The following is a 19,545-nucleotide window of genomic DNA, read 5'->3' on the forward strand; positions in this document are numbered from 1 at the left end:
GGGCCTACGACCCGGCGGGCACCGTGACCTCGACGTGCGCGGCGTCCCCGAGGTCGCGCGTCGCGACGACGACGCCGCGCTGCCGGTAGTCGCCGGTGCGCGCGGTCATCGGCACGGGCGCGAGCGCGTCCGGGCCGCTCCCGGCGCGCACCTGCACGCCGTCCCCGGTCGCCGTGACGCGGTAGGCCACGCGGCGCGTGCGGCCGCCGAGGTCCAGGTCGACGGCGAGGCCGTCCGCCGCCGCGGGCAGCACCGGGTCGACGACGATCTCCCCGCCGCGCTCGGTCAGCCCGAGGACGCCCTGGACGAGCTGGCGCAGGTAGATGCCGGGGCCGCTGGAGTACACGCGCCACCCGCCGCGCACCCCGACGCTGCCGTCGCGGAGCCCGTCGAAGTCGCGCGCGAAGCTCTCGCGGTCGGGGAAGTCCGCGTCGCTCGACGAGAAGTAGGCGTTGCGCTGGCGCGGGGCGGCGTGCGCGAGGCGCCGGCCGAGGTCGACCGGGCTGATGCGCAGCAGCTCGTCGAGCGCGCGGCCGCGGCCCAGGGCCGCGAGCGCCTCGACGTAGCGGATGTGCGCGTGCACGTACATCAGCCCGATCTCGCGGCCGACGTTCGCGGCCTGCTCGGCGCGCAGGAACGTGTGCGGCACGCCCTCGTCGAACGCGGCCGGGTGGTCCATGAGGCGCACGCCGTCGGGGAAGTGCAGGTGCTCCAGCACGAGGCGCTCGTGGTCCGCGGCCTCCTCGGGCGTGAGGATGCCCGCGATGATCGACTGCGTCATGGGGATGAGGCGGTACCGCATCCCGGAGACGGTGTCCGACGGGTGGATGACGAGCTCGTCGCCGTCGGCGCCGTGGCGCACGTACCCGGCGAGGACGCCGTCCACGAGGGCGCGCTCGCGCAGGTCTGCGCGGACCTCCGCCGCGAGCGCGCCCGCGCGCCCGGAGAGCGCGGCGAGGTCGTCGCGGCCGACGGTCGTGCGGGCGAGCAGCTCCGCGGCCTGCACGAGCAGCGCGGAGGTCCACGTCGACGCCAGGTCGGTGCGCATCCGCGGGTCGGCGGGCTGCAGCGTGTCGTCCCAGTCGCCCTCGCCGTAGGCGGGCAGGGCGGTGCCGGGCAGGCGGTCGCGGTCGAGGTGGTCGAGCAGGCGGGCCACGTGGTCGCGGACCGTCGCCGCGGCGTCGGGCCCCGAGGCGGCCGGGCGGCGCTGCTCGTGGTCCCAGAACGGGACGTGCTCGTCGAGCACGGCGAGGTCGCCGCTCGCCTCCAGGTACTGGGCGAGCGCGAACAGCGGCCACACGACGACGTCGCCGTGCGAGGAGTCGTTGTACCGCTCCGCGTAGGCGTCGAACATGAACCACTGCGGGAACTCGCCCCACGTGTGCTGGTGGGCCAGGACGCGCAGCACGATCTCGCGCGCGACGTCGTGGCGCCCGCCCGCGAGCGCGAGCTCGAACGGGCCCTGGCACACGTCGCGCGTGCCCCACGCCGCGCCCGAGTACTGCTCCAGGCCGTGCGGCACGAGGAAGTGGATCAGCGCGTCGTGCGCGTACCAGGGCACGAGGAGGTCGAGCTCCTGCGTCTCGACCGTCGCGTGCGGCGCGAACCGCAGCCCCCGCACGACGCCACGGACGGTCTCGACGTGGCGCGCGAGGGTCGCGTCGACGTCCGCCAGGGGGTCGTGCGCACCCGCGAGGAGGCCGAGCGCGGCGTCGGTCCCGCGCAGCGAGCCGGTGAGGGCGAGCGTGAGCGACCCGGTGCCGGTCGTGCTCGTGAGGCGGCGGGTCGTGCCGGACGCGGCGCCCCCGGCGCCGGCCTCCGAACCGTCCTCCTCGACGACGAGCCGCGCGGACGACGCCAGGGCGTACCGCAGGTCCGGGTAGTGCGCGTCGACGTCGCCGCCCGGCACGGGCCGCACCACGACGGCGTCGCCCGGGGCCGCGGGGACGTGCTCGGCGAGCCAGCCGCCGGCCTCGTCCTCGAGCTCGAGGGTCGCGGTGACGTGCAGCGGGCGCTCGCAGCGCACGGCGACGTCGATGCGGTTCTCGCGGTCGTGCGCGACGGTCCGCACGTCGACCCGCCCGAGCGGCGTCTCGTAGAGCCAGCGGACGCCGCCGACGTCGAGCACGAGCGCGGACGGCAGGCCGAGGAGCCGGGGCCCGCGGCCGTCGTCGACGAGCACGCGCAGGCCGCTGCTGCGCAGGAGGTTGAGGTGGTGGCGGTGCACGGTCGCGAGGCGGTTCGCCGTGGTGTTGCCGAGCACGACGTGCGACGCGAAGACGCCGGGCGCGAACGCCGTCGTGGAGAGGACGTCGTCCGTGGGCAGCACGTCGTCGCCCGCCTTGAGCACGTGCCCGTGCGAGCGCTCGGTCACGGTGTCCTTGCGCGCGTCGACGACGTGCGTCCCCGTCGCGGTGAAGAACGACAGGAGCGTGCCGTCGGCGTCGCGCTCGGGCAGGAGCACGTCGTCGGCAGCGAGGCCGACGGCGGCGAGCAGCCCGGCCTCGCCGAGCTCGTCGCCCGCGAGGAGCGGCGCGTCGCGCAGCGCGGAGGCGGAGGGCGTGAAGCGCGCGGTCGGGCGCTCGGCGGCCGCGGCGGCGACCGCGGCGGCGGCCCAGCCGGACACCTCGTCGAGGTGGGCCGCGAGCGGCCCGGGCGCGTCGGCGTCGACCACGGTCACGGCGTGCACGACCGCGGTCCCGGTCGAGAGGTCGAGCGGGCGCGAGACGAGCGTCGGCATCGCGTACTCGTACTGGAGCACGCCCGGCTGCACGGGGCCGAGCAGGCCGTGCGGCAGCCCGTCGCGCCGCGAGCGCGCGGTGAAGACCTGGAGCGAGTCGGTGAGGTGCGCGACGGCGCCCTCGACGAGGAACGCGACCGCGAGCGGGAGGCGCGGCTGCGCGGACATGGTCTGCCGGCTGACGAGCACGGTCCCGGCGTCGGGGTGCTCGAGCGCGCGGTGCAGCAGGTACTGGCACACGTACGGCTCGCTCGACAGCGCCGCGGCGGGCGGCGCGAGCGCGAGGTCCTGCGCGTGCACGACGTCGTAGCGCGTCCCGTCGTCCGTCGCGGGGCCGGCCGTGAGGTCGACGCGCCAGACGAGCGCGCGCCCGTCGAGCGTCAGCGCGACGCGCGTGGCGAGCCCGAGCGCGGCGCCCGACCACACGACGCGGTCGGCGCCGACCTCGACCGCCGTGACGGCGGGGGCCGAGCCGGTGAGGCGCGCGACCTCGACCGTGCCGTCCGGGCGCGTGGCGCGCAGCAGGATGCCGCCGGGCATGCGGTCGTGCTCGCCCGGCAGGTACTGGTTCACGAGCAGGCCGTCCGTGCTGACGGCGCGCACGTCGCCGCCGCCGGTGAGCTCGACGGTCAGTCCGCTCGAGGTGAGCGTGGCGCGGGCGGGGGTCTCGGTCGCGGTGAGGGTCACGCGGTCTCCTGCTCGGTGGTGCGGGGCTCGGGTGCTGCGGGCGACGTGCCGTCGGGGCGCAGCAGCGCGAGGAACTGGTCGAAGAGGGCGACCATGTCGACGTTGTCGGGGTCGAGCAGCCACTGGAGCTGCAGGCCGTCCATGACGGCGGAGAAGAGCTGGCCGATCGCGGCCGGGTCGACCTCGGGGCGCAGCTCGCCCCGGGCGACGGCGTCCTGGAAGCGAGTGTCGTCCTGGTGGCGCAGCGCGCGGTAGCGGTCGCGGACGACGTCGTGCGCGGGGTGGGTCGCGTCGGTCGCCTCGGCGGCGACCACCACGTGGAGGGACACGAGGCCGGGCGTCTCGGCGTTGCGGCGCACCTGGTCGCGGATGGTCGTCAGCAGGTCGGCGCCGGCGGCCTCGTCCTCGCCGCGGCGCACCCGGTCGCGCCGGTCGCGCTCCTCCAGGGTCGCCGTGAGGAGACCGGCCTTGCTGCCGAAGTGGTGCAGCAGCCCGGCCTCGGAGATGCCCACGCGGGCCGCGATCTCGCGCAGCGAGCTCCCGCGGAAGCCCTGCTCGCCGAACACCTCGACCGCCGTGCGGAGGATCTCGCGGCGGCGCTGCTCGCCGCGGACGATGCGGCGGTCGGGGAGGCCCGCCGCCGTCGTGCCGCGAGCGCCCGTCGCGGTCGTCGTCCCCGGGCCCCCGGCCGTCCCCGTCGTGGCGCCGCCACCTGCGGGGTCGCTCTCGTTCATCACCGTCTCCTTCGGCAGGTCTGTCGGCGCCAACGGTACGGCCTGGACGCCCCGGTTGAAAATACTAACCGAGCGCACGCTAAGGTAGTTTCCACAGCGGCTCACACGGACGAGCCGACTGCTCGATGAGGAGGATTGCTCATGAAGCTCGGACGCAAGGCGGTCGCCATCGGCGTCGTCGGACTCCTGGCCCTGACCGCGTGCGGTCGCGCGGACGACGACTCCACGGGTGGTGAGACCAGCGCCGGATCCACCACGACGGTGGACGACGCGCCCGCGGAGGGTGACATCACGATCTGGGCGATGGGTGAGGAGGGCGAGAAGCTGCCCGACTTCGTCCAGGGCTTCACGGAGGAGAACCCCGACGCGAACGTCGAGGTCACCACGATCCCGTGGGCCGACGTCATGACGAAGTTCCAGACCGCCGTCGCCGCGGGCACCGTGCCCGACGCGATCATGATCGGCTCGTCCTTCATGCCGACGATGGTCGCGACCGGCGGCCTCGCCCCCGTCCCCGAGGGCCTCGTCGACAACGACGACTTCGTCGAGGGCGCCGCCGCCTCGACCGTCGCCGACGGCGTCGCGTACGGCGTGCCGTGGTACGTCGAGACGCGCGTCCTGTACTACCGCTCCGACCTCGCCAAGGCCGCGGGCGTCGAGGCTCCCACCAGCTGGGAGGAGCTCACCGCGTTCGCGGAGGCCATGAAGGCCAACGGCTCGACCTACGGCCTCCAGCTCCCGATGGGCGACGCCGAGGACTCGACGCAGGTCATCCTGCCGTTCTACTCGCAGGCCGGCGGCTCCGTCCTCAACGAGGCCGGCGACGGGTTCGACCTCGACAACCAGGCCATGGTCGACGCGCTCGACTACTACGCGTCCTTCTTCACCGAGGGCCTGTCGCCGCTGTCCGGCTACGGCGACTCGCAGAACAGCGCGTTCGTCGACGGCTCCGACCCGGCGTTCATCTCCGGCCCGTGGATGGTCAACGTGCTCGCCGACCTCCAGGGCGAGGACTGGGTCGAGCAGAACGTGGCCACCGTGCCCGTGCCCGCCGGCTCCGCCAACAACGACTCCTACATCGGCGGCGCGCACCTCGGCGTCTTCGCGGAGGCCAAGAACGCCGACGGCGCCTGGAAGCTCATCCGCTGGCTCTCCGAGCCCGAGACGCAGCAGGCGTGGTTCGACGCGACGAGCGACCTGCCCGCGCTGAACAGCGCGTGGGACTACGAGGCGCTCACCTCGAACCCCCGCACCCAGGTGCTCCAGGAGCAGCTCGAGAACACGATCGCCCCGCCGACCGTCCCGAGCTGGGACGAGCTCTCGGCCACCATCGAGACCGAGGCCGAGAAGGTCGCGAACGGTCAGGTGTCCTCCGAGGACGCGGCGAAGGCCATCCAGGCCAAGGCCGACACGCTCGGGCTCGGCTGGTAACAGGGCCCGTCAGTCATGACCACCACCACCGAGGGACGGCGCCGGCGTACGGCCGGCGCCGTCCACCGGCGACGGCAAGCGCTCGTCGCCTGGCTGTTCGCGCTCCCGTTCGTCGCGGTCTTCACGGTCTTCATGCTGGGGCCGCTGCTCGCGTCGTTCGGGATGTCGTTCTCGGACCTCACGATCCGTGACATCAAGACCCCGTTCGCGGTGAACTTCGTCGGGATCGAGAACTTCACCGGCGTCTTCCAGGACGAGCTGTTCCGCAAGGCGCTGGTCAACACCTTCTACTTCGTCCTCGTCGGCATCCCGCTGACGATGGTGCTCGGCCTCGCCCTGGCCGTCGCGCTCAACTCGGGCATCGAGAAGTTCCGCAGCGTCTTCCGCGTCGGCTTCTACACGCCTGTCGTGACGTCGATCGTCGCCGTGGCGGTCGTCTGGCGGTTCATCCTCCAGGACTCGGGCCTCGTCAACACCGTGCTCGGCTGGGTCGGGATCGACGGTCCCGACTGGCTCAACGACAGCACGTGGGCGATGCCGTCGATCATCCTCATGGCCGCGTGGCGCAACATGGGCACGCTCATGATCATCTTCCTGGCCGGCCTGCAGGCGATCCCGCGCGACGTCTACGAGGCGGCCGAGGTCGACGGCGCCGGCTCGTGGCGGCGCTTCCGCTCCATCACGGTCCCGCTGATGCGCCCGACGCTGCTGCTCGGCGCGGTGCTGCTGTCGGTCGGCTTCCTCCAGGTGTTCGAGGAGCCCTTCGTCATGACCAAGGGCGGCCCGGTCAACTCGACGCTGACCATCAGCTACTACGTCTACAACCAGTTCGGGTACGGCAACTACGCGTTCGCCTCCGCAGCCGCGTACGTGCTCTTCGCGCTGATCGCCGCCCTCGCCGCCGTCCAGTTCCGCCTGCTGCGGTCGAAGGAGGATTGACATGACCGTCACGTCCTCGCGGACCCCCTCCGCGACGTCGGCTCCGGAGGGCGCGCCGCGCCGTCGAGCACGACGCCCGATCCGCTGGTCGCGCGGCGCCACGTACACCGCGCTCGTCGTCGGGCTGCTCCTGACGCTCATGCCGTTCATCTGGATGGCGCTCGGCAGCTTCAAGACGCAGGGCGAGCTCCTGCAGCGGCCCATCACCTGGTGGCCCGAGAACCCGACGCTCGACAACTACGAGCGGTGGCTGTCCCAGCTCAACTACGGGCAGTACTTCACCAACTCGATCGTCGTCGCCGTCGCCGTGGTGCTCGGCAACATCGTCTTCTGCTCGATGGTCGGCTACGCCCTCGCGAAGATGCAGTTCCCCGGCAAGAAGGTGCTGTTCGCGCTCGTCATGCTCACGCTCATGGTCCCGGGCGTCGTCACGCTCGTGCCGATGTTCGTGCTCGTGTCCAACATGGGGCTCGTCAACACCTACCCGGCGCTCATCCTGCCGTTCCTCGCCGGCCCGCTCGGCGTGTTCCTCATGCGGCAGTTCATGCTCGGCATCCCGGACGCGCTCATCGAGGCCGCCCGGATCGACGGCGCGGGCGAGTTCCGGGTCTTCTTCCGGATCGTGCTCCCCCAGTGCGGGCCGCCGCTCGCGACGCTGAGCATCCTCACGTTCCTCGGGTCGTGGAACAACTTCCTGTGGCCCCTGGTCGTCGCGCAGACGGAGAACATGTACACCCTCCCCGTCGCGCTCTCGCTGTACTCGGTCGGCTCGAACGGCACCTACTACGGCCTGCTCATGGCCGGGTCCGTGCTCGTCGTGACGCCGATCCTCATCCTGTTCCTGTTCCTGCAGCGCTACTTCGTGCAGGGCATCGCCATGACCGGCATCAAGTGACCGGCGACCGACGAGGAGAGCCTGTGTCGATCACCTTCCCCGAGTCCTTCGTCTGGGGCGCCGCCACGGCGGCCCACCAGATCGAGGGCAACAACGTCAACAGCGACTGGTGGGCGCGCGAGGTCGACCCGGCCTCGACCCTCGCCGAGCCGTCGGGCGACGCCGCCGACTCCTACCACCGGTACGCCGACGACATCCGGCTGCTGGCCGAGTCCGGGCTCACCTCGTACCGGTTCTCGATCGAGTGGGCGCGCATCGAGCCGGCCGAGGGCCGCTTCTCGCGGGCCGAGGTCGACCACTACCGCCGCATGATCGACTGCTGCCTCGAGCACGGGGTCACGCCGCTCGTCACGCTGCACCACTTCACGTCGCCGCGCTGGTTCGCGGAGGACGGCGGCTGGACCGACCCGCGGTCCGTCGAGCGGTTCGCGCGGTACGTCGAGCACGTGCTGCCGCTGCTCGACCGCGCGTCGCACGTGTTCACCATCAACGAGCCGAACATCCTCGCGATGATGATCACGGCCGCCAAGGGCACCGAGCAGCTCCAGGCCGGCACGATGCACGCGCCCGACCCGGTCGCGACCGAGCACCTCATCGCCGCGCACCGCCGGGCCGTGGAGCTCGTGCGGACCGTCGGGGTGCCCGTCGGGTGGCCCGTCGCGCCGCAGCAGTTCTTCGCCGACCCCGGCGCCGAGGAGGTCCTGCGCGAGTACGCCTACCCGCGCGAGACCGTCTTCCTCGAGGCCTCGCGCGGCGACGACTTCGTCGCCGTCCAGGCCTACACGCGCACGCGCATCACCGTGGACGGGCCGCTGCCCGCCCCGGAGGACTCCGAGAAGACGCTCACCGGGTGGGAGTACTACCCGGCCGCCATCGCGGAGGCCGCGCGCCTCGGGCACGAGATCACCGGCCTGCCGGTCCTCGTCTCGGAGAACGGCATCGCGACGGCGGACGACGCGCGCCGCATCGACTACACGCGCGACGCCCTGCGCGCGCTGCACGCCGAGATGGAGGCGGGCCTCCCGCTGCTCGGCTACCTGCACTGGTCGCTGCTCGACAACTACGAGTGGGGCTCGTTCGCCCCGACGTTCGGGCTCGTCGCGTGGGACCCGGAGACCTTCGAGCGCACGCCCAAGCCCAGCCTCGGCTGGCTCGGCGGCGTCGCCCGCGGGACCGTCTCGCTCGACGACTGACCGCACGCACGGCGGCCCGGTCCGGACCTCGCGGTCCCGGCCGGGCCGTCGTCGTCCGTGCCAGGCCCGGTCGCGACCCGGGGCCTCGCTACGATCCGGAGTCGGGGCACGCTCCCCCGGCCGGACCGGCCGCGGGTCGCACGAGGGACGGAGGGCTCGGATGGCAGCGTCGCAGCCGGGTCGGCAGGGCGTCCCCCTCGCCCGGGTCGCGGCCGACGCCGGGGTGTCCGTCCCCACGGTGTCGAAGGTGCTCAACGCGCGCCCGGACGTCTCGGCGGCGACGCGCGAACGGGTCGCGGAGGTCCTGCGGCGGCACGGCTACGAGATCCGGCCCCCCACGTCCCGGCGGACGGGGCTCGTCGACGTCCGGATCGTCGACTTCGAGGGCCCGTGGTCCGAGGCGGTCGTGCGCGGGGCGGTGGCCGAGGCGCGGCGCCTCGGGCTCGACGTCGTGCTGTCCGTCGAGCTGGACCCCGACGACTGCGGGGCGTGGGTCCGGCACGCGCTCGCCCGGGGCACGGACGGTCTCGTGAGCGTCGTCGCCGTGCCCGACGCCGAGGCGCGCGCCGCGCTCGCCACGGCCGGGGTGCCTCTCGTCGTCGTCGACCCGCGCCGCCGTCCGCCCGAGGACGTGCTCAGCGTCGGCGCGGCCAACTTCCAGGGCGCGCTCGAGGCGACGGCGCACCTGCTCGCCCTGGGGCACCGACGCATCGCGACGATCACCGGCGTCCCCGAGCAGGACAACGCGCTCGCCCGCCTCGCGGGCTACCGCGCCGCGCTCATCCAGGCGGACGTGCCCGTCGACGACGACCTCGTGCGCCTGAGCACCTACGGGGTCGCCGCGGGCTACGAGGAGACGCAGCGGCTGCTCGCCCTCGACGACGCCCCGACGGCGATCTTCGCGTGCAGCGACGACACCGCGCTCGGCGCGCTGCGGGCGCTGCGCGAGGCGGGTCGCTCCGTGCCGGACGACGTCTCGCTCGTCGGGTTCGACGACCTGCCCGTCGCGCCCTGGACCGACCCCCCGCTCACCACGGTGCGCCAGCCGCTCGTCGAGATGGGCGCCTCGGCCGTCGCGCTCGTGCACCGGGCACGCAGCGCGAGCGGCCGCACCCTGCGCACGGAGCTCGCGACGAGTCTCGTCGTGCGCGCGTCGACCGCCGCGCCGCGCGCCTGACGCGCGCGGCACGGCGGTCGGCCGCGGTGCGTGGGGTCAGCCGCAGGAGACGCCCGCGTAGCGGTACGGCAGCTCCTGGACGGTCGCGCCGTCGTCGGACGTCACCGTCACGGTCGCGGTGCCCGACGGGATCTCCGCCGTGCGCGCCGAGAACGCTCGGTAGGTGCTGCGGTGGGGGGCGACGTCGTCGTACGACCGCGTCCCGTACGGGGTGGCGAGCTCGACGGTCGCGCGGCCGTCGGACGTGCTGGTGGCGCGCACCGCGACGGCCGCCCGGTTGCCGAGGCAGCGCGCCTCGACCTCGACGTCGGCGCCCACGCCGGGCGTGAGGTCGGCGACGGCCGAGAACGTCTCCGCCTCCATGAGCGGGCGCAGCGCCTGCTCGAGCCGGTCGTCGACGAAGTAGTCCTTGAGGCGCGAGTCGTCGAGGACGTTGCCGATCGCGGCGACGATCATCGCCTGGTCGAGCGACAGGTAGCGCTCGGCGACCGTGCCCGAGCGGACCGCGACGGAGTCGTAGAACCCGCCCGGCCCGTACGCGTCGAGGTCGTCCGCGAGGTGGGCCAGGTTGTCGAGCACGCCCTCGGTGTCGTACGCGAGCCCGAGGAACGACGCGTGCGGCGTCACGACGCCGTCACCGAACTCCGGCGCCGGGTTCGTGGCCTCGCGGCAGCCCTCGAAGCCGAGGTCGACGTCGGTCTCGCCGTCGGACAGGTAGCCGTCGGAGCGCAGGCCGATCGCGTCGACGCCGTACTCCGCGTACCCGCCGAAGGGGTTGCTCGCGGGCGAGAAGCCCCAGGCCCCGTACCCGGCCTCGTCGAGGCCGTGCTCCTTGTGCGCGCGCACCACGAGCGGGTGGTTGACGCCCCACGACGTCGGGCCCCACTCCGCCTCGGGGACGAGCATGTCCGGCATGAGCGCCTCGAACATCGAGCCGCCCCAGCCCGGCACGACCGCGAGGTCGCGGTAGCGGTACGCCCCCTCGAACACCGGGACGCCCAGGTGCTCGCGCGTCTCGCCGATCGGCTTCTGCTCCTGCCACGACCAGTCGCACGTGTCCGGGAACGTCCGGTAGCTCGCGTAGTAGGCCTCCGGCGGCACCTCGCCCTCGGCGATGCCGAGGTAGGTCGCGATGCGCGTCTCCGAGACCGTCGTGTCGTAGTTGTGGCACGTGTAGTAGACGTCGGTCCCCGTGCCGAGGTAGTCCCCGGCGACCGAGCACCCGGGCGGCTCCTCGTCCCAGAACCCGCCGCGCAGCAGCCCGACGCCGAGGTCCGGCCGCGCCTCCGCGTTGTAGAACGCACCGAAGTGCATGCCGTCGTAGACGGCCAGCGCCTCCTCCGCGAGGCTCGGCTCCGCCTCCGCGACGACGCGCAGGCCCGCGGCGAGCCAGCCGTTGTCCACCGAGCTGAGGAACTGGTGCACCGGGTTGCCGTCGTCCGGCCACGTCTCGACCCGGTCGCCCGTCGCCGGGTCGTACCAGTTGTAGAACATGCCGCTCGCGTCGTGCCGGTCGAGGGACGCGACCGTGTCGATCGTCGTCGCGAGGCGCTCGCGCGCCTCGGCCTCGTCGACCAGGCCCAGGTCGCGCGCCACGACGGTGGACCACAGCCAGCCGCCGATGTTCGTCGGCGACGTGTACGCGCTGCTCGACGCCGGGTCCAGGTCGCCCTCGATGTTGTCCGCGGGCAGGCCGGTCTCCTCGTCGGTCATGGCCTCCAGCGAGGTGTACGTGTCCTCCAGGTACGTCTCCAGCGTCGCGCGCTGCGCGCCCGTCAGGGCGGGCTGCCCGACGGCGGACGTCGCCGTCGCCGGGACGCTCGCCGTGCGCGGTGCGCCCTCGGCGGTGGCCGGGGCGCTCTCGGCCGCGGCCGGGACGGCGAGGCCCGCCGCGAGCGCCAGCCCGCCGACGAGCCCACCGGCGACGAGGCCCGTCGCCCTGCGTCGGCGCCGCGTCGTCTCGCACGCGCGGTCGGTCGATCCATCCATCAGGCACTCCTTCGTGTCGCGGCCCCGAAATTTCGGCCGAACTTTCCGAATGGGGGCGGAGAGAGTAGCCCTCGGTCGAGCAGGGGTCAACGGCTCGCCCGGAGCCGGCGCACGACGGCGGAGGCGTGGCGGGCGGCGGCCCGCGCGGAGCGGGTACACGAACGTATAACGCGGGGTATACACGCCGGAAACGCGGGCGCGACAGGATCGCCGCCATGCACCTGACGCCCGCCGACACCGAGAAGCTGCTGCTCGCCGTCGCGGGCATGGTCGCCCGCGACCGGCGCGAGCGCGGCGTCCTGCTCAACTACCCGGAGACGGTCGCCCTCCTGGCGACGTGGGTGATCGAGCGGGCCCGCGAGGGGGCCGCCGTGGAGGAGCTCATGGTCTCCGGGCGCGCCGTGCTGGGCCGCGACGAGGTGATGGAGGGCGTCGCGGAGATGCTGCCCGACGTCCAGGTCGAGGCGACGTTCCCCGACGGGCGCAAGCTCGTCACCATCCACCAGCCCATCGCCTGAGCCGGTCCCGGCGACGCGACGCACGACGAGAGGACGGCGAGGCATGGCAGGCATCAGCACCTCGGGACCGGGCGCGATCCGGCTCCGGGAGGGCGCGGAGGACGTGCCGCTCGTCCTCAACGCCGACCGCTCGGACGACGAGCGCGTGACCCTCGTCGTGACGAACACGGGCGACCGGCCCGTGCAGATCGGCTCCCACCTCCACCTGCCCGACGCCAACGCGGCGCTCGACCTCGACCGCGCGGCGGCGCACGGCTTCCGGCTGGACGTGCCGTCCGGCACGTCGCGGCGGTTCGAGCCCGGCGCGTCCGCCGAGGTCCACGCCGTCGCGCTGCGCGGCCGACGACGCGTTCCCGGTCTCCAGCGCGGCAAGCCCGACGGCGGCGCCCTGGACCCCACCGCACCCGAGGAGGACTGACGCATGGTCGCGATCTCCCGCGAGCGCTACGTCGCGCTCTACGGCCCGACGACGGGCGACCAGGTGCGCCTCGGCGACACGGACCTGTGGATCGAGGTCGAGGAGGACCGCACCTTCGGGGGCGAGGAGGTCGTGTTCGGCGGCGGGAAGTCGATCCGCGAGTCGATGGCCCAGGGCACGACGACCCGCGCCGAGGGCGCGCTCGACACGGTGATCACCAACGCCGTCGTGCTGGACTGGTGGGGCGTCGTCAAGACGGACGTCGGCGTCCGCGACGGGCGGATCGTCGCGCTCGGCCGCGCGGGCAACCCCGACGTCGCGGACGGCGTGCACCCCGACCTGCACATCGGCCCGAGCACGGACGTCGTGAGCGGCGAGGGCAGGATCCTCACCGCGGGCGGCATCGACTCGCACGTGCACCTCATCTCGCCGTCGCAGGTCGTCGAGGCGCTCGCCACGGGCATCACGACGGTCGCGGGCGGCGGCACCGGCCCGAGCGAGGGCACGAAGGCCACGACGGTCACGCCCGGCGCCTGGCACCTGGAGGCGATCCACCGCTCGCTCGACCGGCTCCCCGTGAACGTCCTGCTGCTCGGCAAGGGGAACACCGTGAGCGCCGAGGGTCTGCGCGAGCAGGCGATGGCCGGCGCGGGCGGCTACAAGGTGCACGAGGACTGGGGGTCGACGCCCGCGGCGATCGACGCCGCGCTCCGGGCCGCCGACGACTGGGGCCTGCAGGTCGCGCTCCACTCCGACTCGCTCAACGAGGCGGGGTTCGTCGAGTCGACGCTCCGGGCGATCGGCGGCCGCTCGATCCATGCCTTCCACGCGGAGGGCGCGGGCGGCGGGCACGCGCCCGACATCCTCACCGTCGCGAGCCACCCGAACGTCATCCCTGGCTCGACGAACCCCACCCTCCCGCACACGGTGAACACCGTCGCCGAGCACCTGGACATGCTCATGGTGTGCCACCACCTCAACCCGCAGGTGGCGGAGGACCTCGCGTTCGCCGAGTCGCGCATCCGCGGGACCACGATCGCCGCCGAGGACGTGCTGCACGACCTCGGCGCCATCTCGATCACGTCGTCCGACGCCCAGGCCATGGGGCGCATCGGCGAGGTCGTGACGCGGACGTGGCAGGTGGCGCACGTCATGAAGGCGCGGCGCGGCCCGCACCCGGGCGGCGCGCCCGGGCCCGTCCTGCCTGCCGACAACCTGCGCGCCCGGCGCTACGTCGCCAAGTACACGATCAACCCGGCCGTCGCGCACGGGATCGACGCGCACGTCGGGTCCGTCGAGCCCGGCAAGCTCGCCGACCTGGTGCTGTGGGAGCCGAAGCTGTTCGGCGTGCGGCCGAGCGTCGTCATGAAGGGCGGCGCGCTCGTGTGGGGCGCGCTCGGCGACCCCAACGCGTCCATCCCGTCGCCGCAGCCCGTGCTCATGCGGCCCGCGCTCGCCGACGCGATCGGGGCCGACGTGTCCGTGTCGTTCGTGTCGCCCGCCGCGCTCGACGACGGCCTCGCGGAGCGGCTCGGCCTCGCCCGGACGCTCCTGCCGGTGGCCGGGACGCGCGACGTCGGGAAGGCGCAGATGCGGAACAACGACTACCTGCCCCGGATCGACATCGACCCCGAGTCCTTCGCGATCGAGGTCGACGGCGAGCTCGTCGTCCCCGCCCCCGCCGACCGGCTGCCCCTCGCGCAGCTCTACTCGCTGTTCTGACATGGACGGCCTCCCCCGCCACGACGCCGACGGGCGCGCCGAGCTCATGCTCGCGCTCCTCGCCGACGCGCGGCTGCCGACCGGCGGCCACACGCAGTCCGCGGGCCTCGAGCCCGCGCTGCGCGCCGGGATGCCCGCCGCGCGCGTCCCCGACTACGTGCGCGCGCGCCTGGCCACCGTCACGCGCACCGAGGCCGCGACCGCCGTCGTCGCGCGGCACGCGGCGCTCGCGCCCGACGACGACCCCCCGCCCGCCGCGGTCGCCCTCGCCGACACCTGGGTCGCGTGGGCGGCGCGGACGCCGTCGCCCGCGCTCCGCGAGACGTCGCAGCGGCTCGGCCGGGGCTACCTCCGGCTCCTGCGCCGCCTGTGGGCGGGGCACCCCGCGGTCGCCGCGCTCGACGCGGCGGCGGCGCTCGTCGCGGCAGCCCGCCGCGCGGACGAGGGACGCGGCGGTGCCGACAGACCGCCGTCGGGCCGCCGGGCGCCGCAGCCACCGCGCCCCCTGGTGCTGGGGGTGACGGCCGCCTGCGCGGGGCTGTCCGCGCTGCAGGTCGCGCGCCTCGTCGGGTACGAGGACGTGCAGACCGTCGCCGCGGCCACGCTCAAGCTCGAGCCCGTCGACCCGGTCGTCGCGACGGGCTGGGTCGTCGCGTCCCAGGCCGCGATCGACGCGCTCGCCCACGACGTCGCCCCCCTGACCGACCCCCGCGCGATCCCCGCGCACGGCGCACCGCTCGTCGAGCAGTGGGCCGAGACCCACGCCCGCACCACCGAGAGGCTGTTCAGTGCCTGAGAACCTGCCCGACGCCCCGACCGCCACGACCCCCACGACCCGCTCGCTGCGCCTCGGCGTCGCCGGCCCCGTCGGCACGGGCAAGAGCTCGCTCATCGCGCTCCTGTGCCGCGAGCTGTCCGAGGTGCTGCGGCTCGGGGTCATCACCAACGACATCTACACGGACGAGGACGCGCGGTTCCTGCGCTCCGCGGGCGTGCTCGACCCCGAGCGCATCCGCGCGGTCGAGACCGGCGCGTGCCCGCACACCGCGATCCGCGACGACGTCACCGCCAACCTCCTCGCCGTCGAGGACCTCGAGGAGGACTTCGCGCCGCTCGACGTCGTGCTCGTCGAGTCCGGCGGCGACAACCTCACCGCCACCTTCTCGCCCGCGCTCGTCGACGCGCAGATCTTCGTGCTCGACGTCGCCGGGGGCGGCGACGTCGCGCGCAAGGGCGGGCCGGGGATCGCCCGGGCGGACCTGCTCGTCGTCAACAAGACCGACCTCGCCCCGTACGTGGGGGTGGACGTCCCGCGCATGGTCCTCGACGCGACGGCCGCGCGCGACGGCGCCCCCGTGCTCGCGCTCTCGCGCCTCGACCGCGAGTCGATCGACACGCTCACGACGTGGGTGCAGACGCTGCTCGCGGCGCACCGGGCCGGTGCGCACGTGCCGCAGGACCCGGGCCCGATGGCGCCCCACTTCCACGCCGACGAGGACGGCGGCGGGCTCCTCCACACCCACGGCGAGGGCGACGCCCCGCACGATCACTCGCCCGCCCACGACGACCACTCCCCCGCCCACGAGCACGACGCCGCAGCCGCGGAGCCGGTGGCCGCGCCCGGGCGCGGCTGACCCCGGGCGACGGGCCGCACGTGGACGACGTGACGCGCGTCGGGGCGTACCGGGAGGGCGGCCGCGTGCGCTGCGACCTGCGCCCCGGCGCGCTGAGCCCGCGCGTGCTGTCCACGAGCCCCGGGACGGTGCGGGTCGCGCTCGTCGCGACGCGCGCGCTGCTCCTGGGCGGCGACCGCGTCCGGGTCGAGGTGCACGTCGGGCGCGGCGTCGAGGTCGAGCTCGTCGAGGTGTCGGGCACCGTCGCGTACGCCGGGCGCGGCCGGTCCGCGTCCTGGGACGTCGCCGTCCGGGTGGACGACGACGGCCTCCTCGTCTGGGACGCCCTGCCGTTCGTCGTCGCGGACGGGGCCGACGTCGACCGGCGCACCGACGTGCGCCTCGGCCGAGGCGCCGTCGCGCTGCTCCGCGAGACGCTCGTGCTCGGCCGGACCGGCGAGCGGGGCGGACGCCTGCGCTCGCGCACCCGGGCCACCGACGAGACCGGGGCCCCGCGGGAGTCACCAGAAGCAGGGGGCACGCCCCGGGCGGCACGCGAGCTCTTCGTCGAGGACCTCGACCTCGGCGACGACCGGGCGCTGCCCGGCATCCTCGGCGACGCCCGGGTCGTCGACTCGGTGCTGTGCCTGGGCGCCCGGCCGCCCGCGGCGCACGCCGCCGCCCCGTCCGGCCCCCTGCGGCTCGACCTCGACGGCCCGGGCGCCGTCGTCCGCCACCTGGGGGCGAGCACCCACGACGCCGGCACCGACGGCGTCGCCACCGCCTGGGCGGCGGCCGTGCGCGGCACGCGCGGCCTCCCCGACCTCGGCCTCCCCGACCACCGCACCGCACTGCTGACGACAGGAGCCTGACATGCACGTCCCCGACCACTTCCTCGACGATCCCACGTCGGCGACCACCGCCGTCGTGTCCCTCGCCGCCGTCGGGTACGCCGCGTACCGGGCACGCGAGGACCTCACCCCCCGGCGCGTCGCGCTCACGGCCGCGACGACCGGGTTCGTCTTCGCCGTGCAGATGCTCAACTACCCCGTCGCCGCCGGCACGAGCGGGCACCTCATGGGCGGGGCGCTCGCGGCGGCGCTCGTCGGGCCGTGGCTCGGCGTCCTGTCCGTGACCGCCGTGCTGCTCGTGCAGGCGCTCGTGTTCGCCGACGGCGGGCTCACCGCCCTGGGCACGAACGTGCTCCTCATGGCCGTCGTCGGGACGCTCGTCGGCTGGGCGGTGACGCGCGGGGTGCTCCGCGCGACGCGCGGCCGGGGCGCCGCGGCCGCCGCCGGCGCCGGCGCGCTCGTGAGCGTCCCGGTGTCCGCCGCGGTGTTCGCAGGCCTCTTCGCCGTCGGCGGGACCGTGCCGGTCCCGGTCGGCGAGCTCGTCGGCCAGATGCTCGGCGTGCACCTCCTCGTCGGGCTCGGCGAGGCGCTCATCACGGCCGGCGTCGTCGGCCTCGTGCTCGCCGTCGCGCCGGGCGTCGCGGCCGTCGAGGCCCGCCGGGCCCCCGCGCTCGCGCCGTCCGCCCCCGTCGCCGCGGTGCGGCGCGCCGTCCTCGCCCTCGGCACCGGGGCGCTGCTCGCCGCCGTCGTCGTGTCGTCGTTCGCCGCGGCGACGCCCGACGGGCTCGAGGCGACCGCCGAGTCGGTCGGGTTCGCCGACGCCGCGCGCGACCACGCGTTCGCGGGCGCACCCCTCGCGGACTACGGCGAGGTCGGCGGGATCTTCGTCGGCGTAGCAGGGCTCGTCGGCCTCGCGCTCGTCGTCGCGCTGACCGTCGGCGTGCTGGGCGCGGGCCTGCGCGCCGCCGGCCGTCGCACCGCCCGGGCCGGCGTGACCGGATCGTGACTGCCTGACACGCCCCGTTAACAACCCGGGCAGAACGCCCGAAACACGCCGTCACTAGCGTCGACGACCGTGGGCACCGCGCAGGGCGCACGGCCGTATACGCGCCCGTACCCGGAGCCCGCGAGGAGCGGCCGCCCGTCCGGCAGCCGTCGGCACCCGCCGAGAACCCCGCTGTGAGAACCCGCTGAAAGGACCCTCGTGACACCTTCACGCGCCACGACCCGTCTCGCCCCGGCCGCCGCCCTCGTCGCGCTCGCGCTCACGCTCACCGCGTGCGGCGCGAGGACGGAGGCCGGCGAGGGCGGGGGCTCCACGACCAGCGCCGCCGAGAGCTGCGTCGACACCTCCGGCGACACCGTCAAGATCGGCTTCCTCAACTCGCTCTCCGGCACGATGGCGATCTCCGAGCAGACCGTCGCCGACTCGCTCGCCCTCGCGGCGGAGGAGATCAACGCCGACGGCGGCGTGCTCGGCAAGCAGCTCGAGATCGTCCAGGAGGACGGGCAGTCCGAGCCCACCGTCTTCGCGGAGAAGGCGGAGAAGCTCATCACGAGCGACTGCGTCGCCGCGGTGTTCGGCGGCTGGACCTCCGCGTCGCGCAAGGCGATGCTCCCCGTCTTCGAGGCGCAGGACTCGCTGCTGTTCTACCCCGTCCAGTACGAGGGCCTCGAGTCGTCGCCGAACATCTTCTACACCGGCGCGACGACGAACCAGCAGATCGTCCCCGCGCTCGACTACCTCAAGGAGCAGGGCGTCACGTCGATCTTCCTCGTCGGCTCCGACTACGTCTTCCCCCGCACCGCGAACAAGATCATCAACGCCTACGCGGAGGCCCACGGCATCGAGGTCCTCGGCGAGGAGTACGCGCCCCTCGGCCACACCGACTTCTCCACCATCGTCAACAAGGTGAGGTCCGCCGGGGCCGACGCCGTGTTCAACACGCTCAACGGCGACTCCAACGTCGCGTTCTTCAAGGAGTACAAGAACGCCGGGCTCGGCCCGGACACGATGCCCGTCGTGTCGGTGTCGATCGCCGAGGAGGAGGTCGGCGGCGTCGGGATCGAGAACGTCGAGGGCCAGCTCACGGCCTGGAACTACTACCAGACCATCGACAGCCCGGAGAACACCACGTTCGTCGAGGCGTTCCAGACGAAGTACGGCGCCGACCGCGTGACGTCGGACCCGATGGAGGCCGCGTACACGTCGCTCTACCTGTGGAAGGGCATGGTCGAGAAGGCCGAGTCGTTCGACGTCGCCGACGTCCAGGAGGCCGCCGACGGCGTGACCTTCGACGCGCCGGAGGGCTCCGTCACCGTGGACGGGGACAACCACCACGTCGCCAAGACCGCGCTCATCGGCAAGATCGGCCCCGACGGCCTCATCTACACCGAGTGGAGCTCGGACGAGCCGATCGAGCCCGACCCGTACCTCGAGGGCTACGACTGGGCAGAGGGCCTCTCCTGACGACTCCGTCGCTCCCGACCCACTGAGTCCGGCGGGGACCGGGGGTGCGCGTGCCGGGTCTACCATCCGCCCGCTCGTTCCTCGCGGGCTCCCGCCAGCCCCGCCACGACCCGGCACGCGCACCCCCGCCCCCCACCTCGGCGGTCACGTCACCCGTCCTCCTCCGCA

16 protein-coding genes are annotated in these 19,545 nt (G+C 74.3%); 13 read left to right on the top strand and 3 right to left on the bottom strand.

The annotated features are described in order from the left end of the window. Window positions 1-4: 4 nt before the first annotated feature. Window positions 5-3,427, bottom strand: a complete 3,423-nt coding sequence (locus tag MT994_RS02225; protein WP_354804948.1) for a hypothetical protein — start codon at window positions 3,425-3,427, stop codon at window positions 5-7. Continuing rightward, entirely contained in the window at window positions 3,424-4,161 is a 738-nt protein-coding gene (locus MT994_RS02230; RefSeq protein WP_082774551.1) for a TetR/AcrR family transcriptional regulator, read from the bottom strand. The genes MT994_RS02225 and MT994_RS02230 overlap by 4 nt, the downstream gene beginning before the upstream one ends. A 141-nt stretch (window positions 4,162-4,302) precedes the next feature. Between MT994_RS02230 and MT994_RS02235 the strand changes: the two genes are divergently transcribed. From MT994_RS02235 to MT994_RS02255, 5 genes are all read left to right on the top strand, one after another. Beyond that, window positions 4,303-5,592, top strand: coding sequence for an extracellular solute-binding protein (locus MT994_RS02235; protein WP_021481813.1), 1,290 nt, complete (start codon window positions 4,303-4,305; stop codon window positions 5,590-5,592). 15 nt (window positions 5,593-5,607) lie between these two features. Continuing rightward, the gene (locus MT994_RS02240) at window positions 5,608-6,531 is read left to right on the top strand and encodes a sugar ABC transporter permease (protein WP_021481814.1); all 924 of its coding nucleotides are present in this window, start codon (window positions 5,608-5,610) and stop codon (window positions 6,529-6,531) included. A 1-nt stretch (window position 6,532) separates the two neighbouring features. Beyond that, window positions 6,533-7,426, top strand: coding sequence for a carbohydrate ABC transporter permease (locus MT994_RS02245; RefSeq protein WP_021481815.1), 894 nt, complete (start codon window positions 6,533-6,535; stop codon window positions 7,424-7,426). 23 nt (window positions 7,427-7,449) lie between these two features. Beyond that, window positions 7,450-8,619: a family 1 glycosylhydrolase gene (locus MT994_RS02250; RefSeq protein ID WP_306303317.1), complete on the top strand. Its 1,170-nt coding sequence runs from the start codon at window positions 7,450-7,452 to the stop codon at window positions 8,617-8,619. Window positions 8,620-8,779: 160 nt separating this feature from the next. Then, a complete protein-coding gene (locus MT994_RS02255) occupies window positions 8,780-9,796 on the top strand; it encodes a LacI family DNA-binding transcriptional regulator (protein ID WP_194521553.1) in 1,017 nt (338 codons plus the stop codon). A 36-nt stretch (window positions 9,797-9,832) separates the two neighbouring features. On the opposite strand, the gene MT994_RS02260 is transcribed toward MT994_RS02255, so the two are convergent. Continuing rightward, on the bottom strand, window positions 9,833-11,785 hold the full coding sequence (locus MT994_RS02260) for a glucoamylase family protein (RefSeq protein WP_354804950.1): 1,953 nt from the start codon (window positions 11,783-11,785) through the stop codon (window positions 9,833-9,835). Window positions 11,786-12,000: 215 nt separating this feature from the next. Between MT994_RS02260 and MT994_RS02265 the strand changes: the two genes are divergently transcribed. The 8 genes from MT994_RS02265 (at window position 12,001) to urtA (ending at window position 19,377) form a co-directional block, all read left to right on the top strand. Further along, window positions 12,001-12,303: an urease subunit gamma gene (locus MT994_RS02265; RefSeq protein WP_354804951.1), complete on the top strand. Its 303-nt coding sequence runs from the start codon at window positions 12,001-12,003 to the stop codon at window positions 12,301-12,303. Between the two features lie 43 nt (window positions 12,304-12,346). Beyond that, the gene (gene ureB / locus MT994_RS02270; RefSeq protein ID WP_043654668.1) at window positions 12,347-12,721 is read left to right on the top strand and encodes an urease subunit beta; all 375 of its coding nucleotides are present in this window, start codon (window positions 12,347-12,349) and stop codon (window positions 12,719-12,721) included. 3 nt (window positions 12,722-12,724) lie between these two features. After that, the gene (locus tag MT994_RS02275; protein WP_354804952.1) at window positions 12,725-14,443 is read left to right on the top strand and encodes an urease subunit alpha; all 1,719 of its coding nucleotides are present in this window, start codon (window positions 12,725-12,727) and stop codon (window positions 14,441-14,443) included. A 1-nt stretch (window position 14,444) separates the two neighbouring features. Further along, complete coding sequence (locus MT994_RS02280) at window positions 14,445-15,239, top strand: urease accessory UreF family protein (RefSeq protein ID WP_354804953.1); 795 nt, start codon at window positions 14,445-14,447, stop codon at window positions 15,237-15,239. Further along, window positions 15,232-16,077, top strand: a complete 846-nt coding sequence (ureG, locus tag MT994_RS02285; RefSeq protein WP_354804954.1) for an urease accessory protein UreG — start codon at window positions 15,232-15,234, stop codon at window positions 16,075-16,077. Before MT994_RS02280 ends, ureG begins: the two co-directional genes overlap by 8 nt. A gap of 20 nt (window positions 16,078-16,097) precedes the next feature. Continuing rightward, a complete protein-coding gene (locus MT994_RS02290) occupies window positions 16,098-16,928 on the top strand; it encodes an urease accessory protein UreD (RefSeq protein ID WP_354804955.1) in 831 nt (276 codons plus the stop codon). A 1-nt stretch (window position 16,929) separates the two neighbouring features. After that, the gene (locus tag MT994_RS02295; RefSeq protein ID WP_354804956.1) at window positions 16,930-17,913 is read left to right on the top strand and encodes an energy-coupling factor ABC transporter permease; all 984 of its coding nucleotides are present in this window, start codon (window positions 16,930-16,932) and stop codon (window positions 17,911-17,913) included. Window positions 17,914-18,111: 198 nt separating this feature from the next. Next, entirely contained in the window at window positions 18,112-19,377 is a 1,266-nt protein-coding gene (gene urtA / locus MT994_RS02300; protein ID WP_354804957.1) for an urea ABC transporter substrate-binding protein, read from the top strand. Window positions 19,378-19,545 lie beyond the last annotated feature (168 nt).

It is taken from the genome of Cellulosimicrobium sp. MI9406, from assembly GCF_040595865.1.
Lineage (GTDB): Bacteria > Actinomycetota > Actinomycetes > Actinomycetales > Cellulomonadaceae > Cellulosimicrobium > Cellulosimicrobium funkei.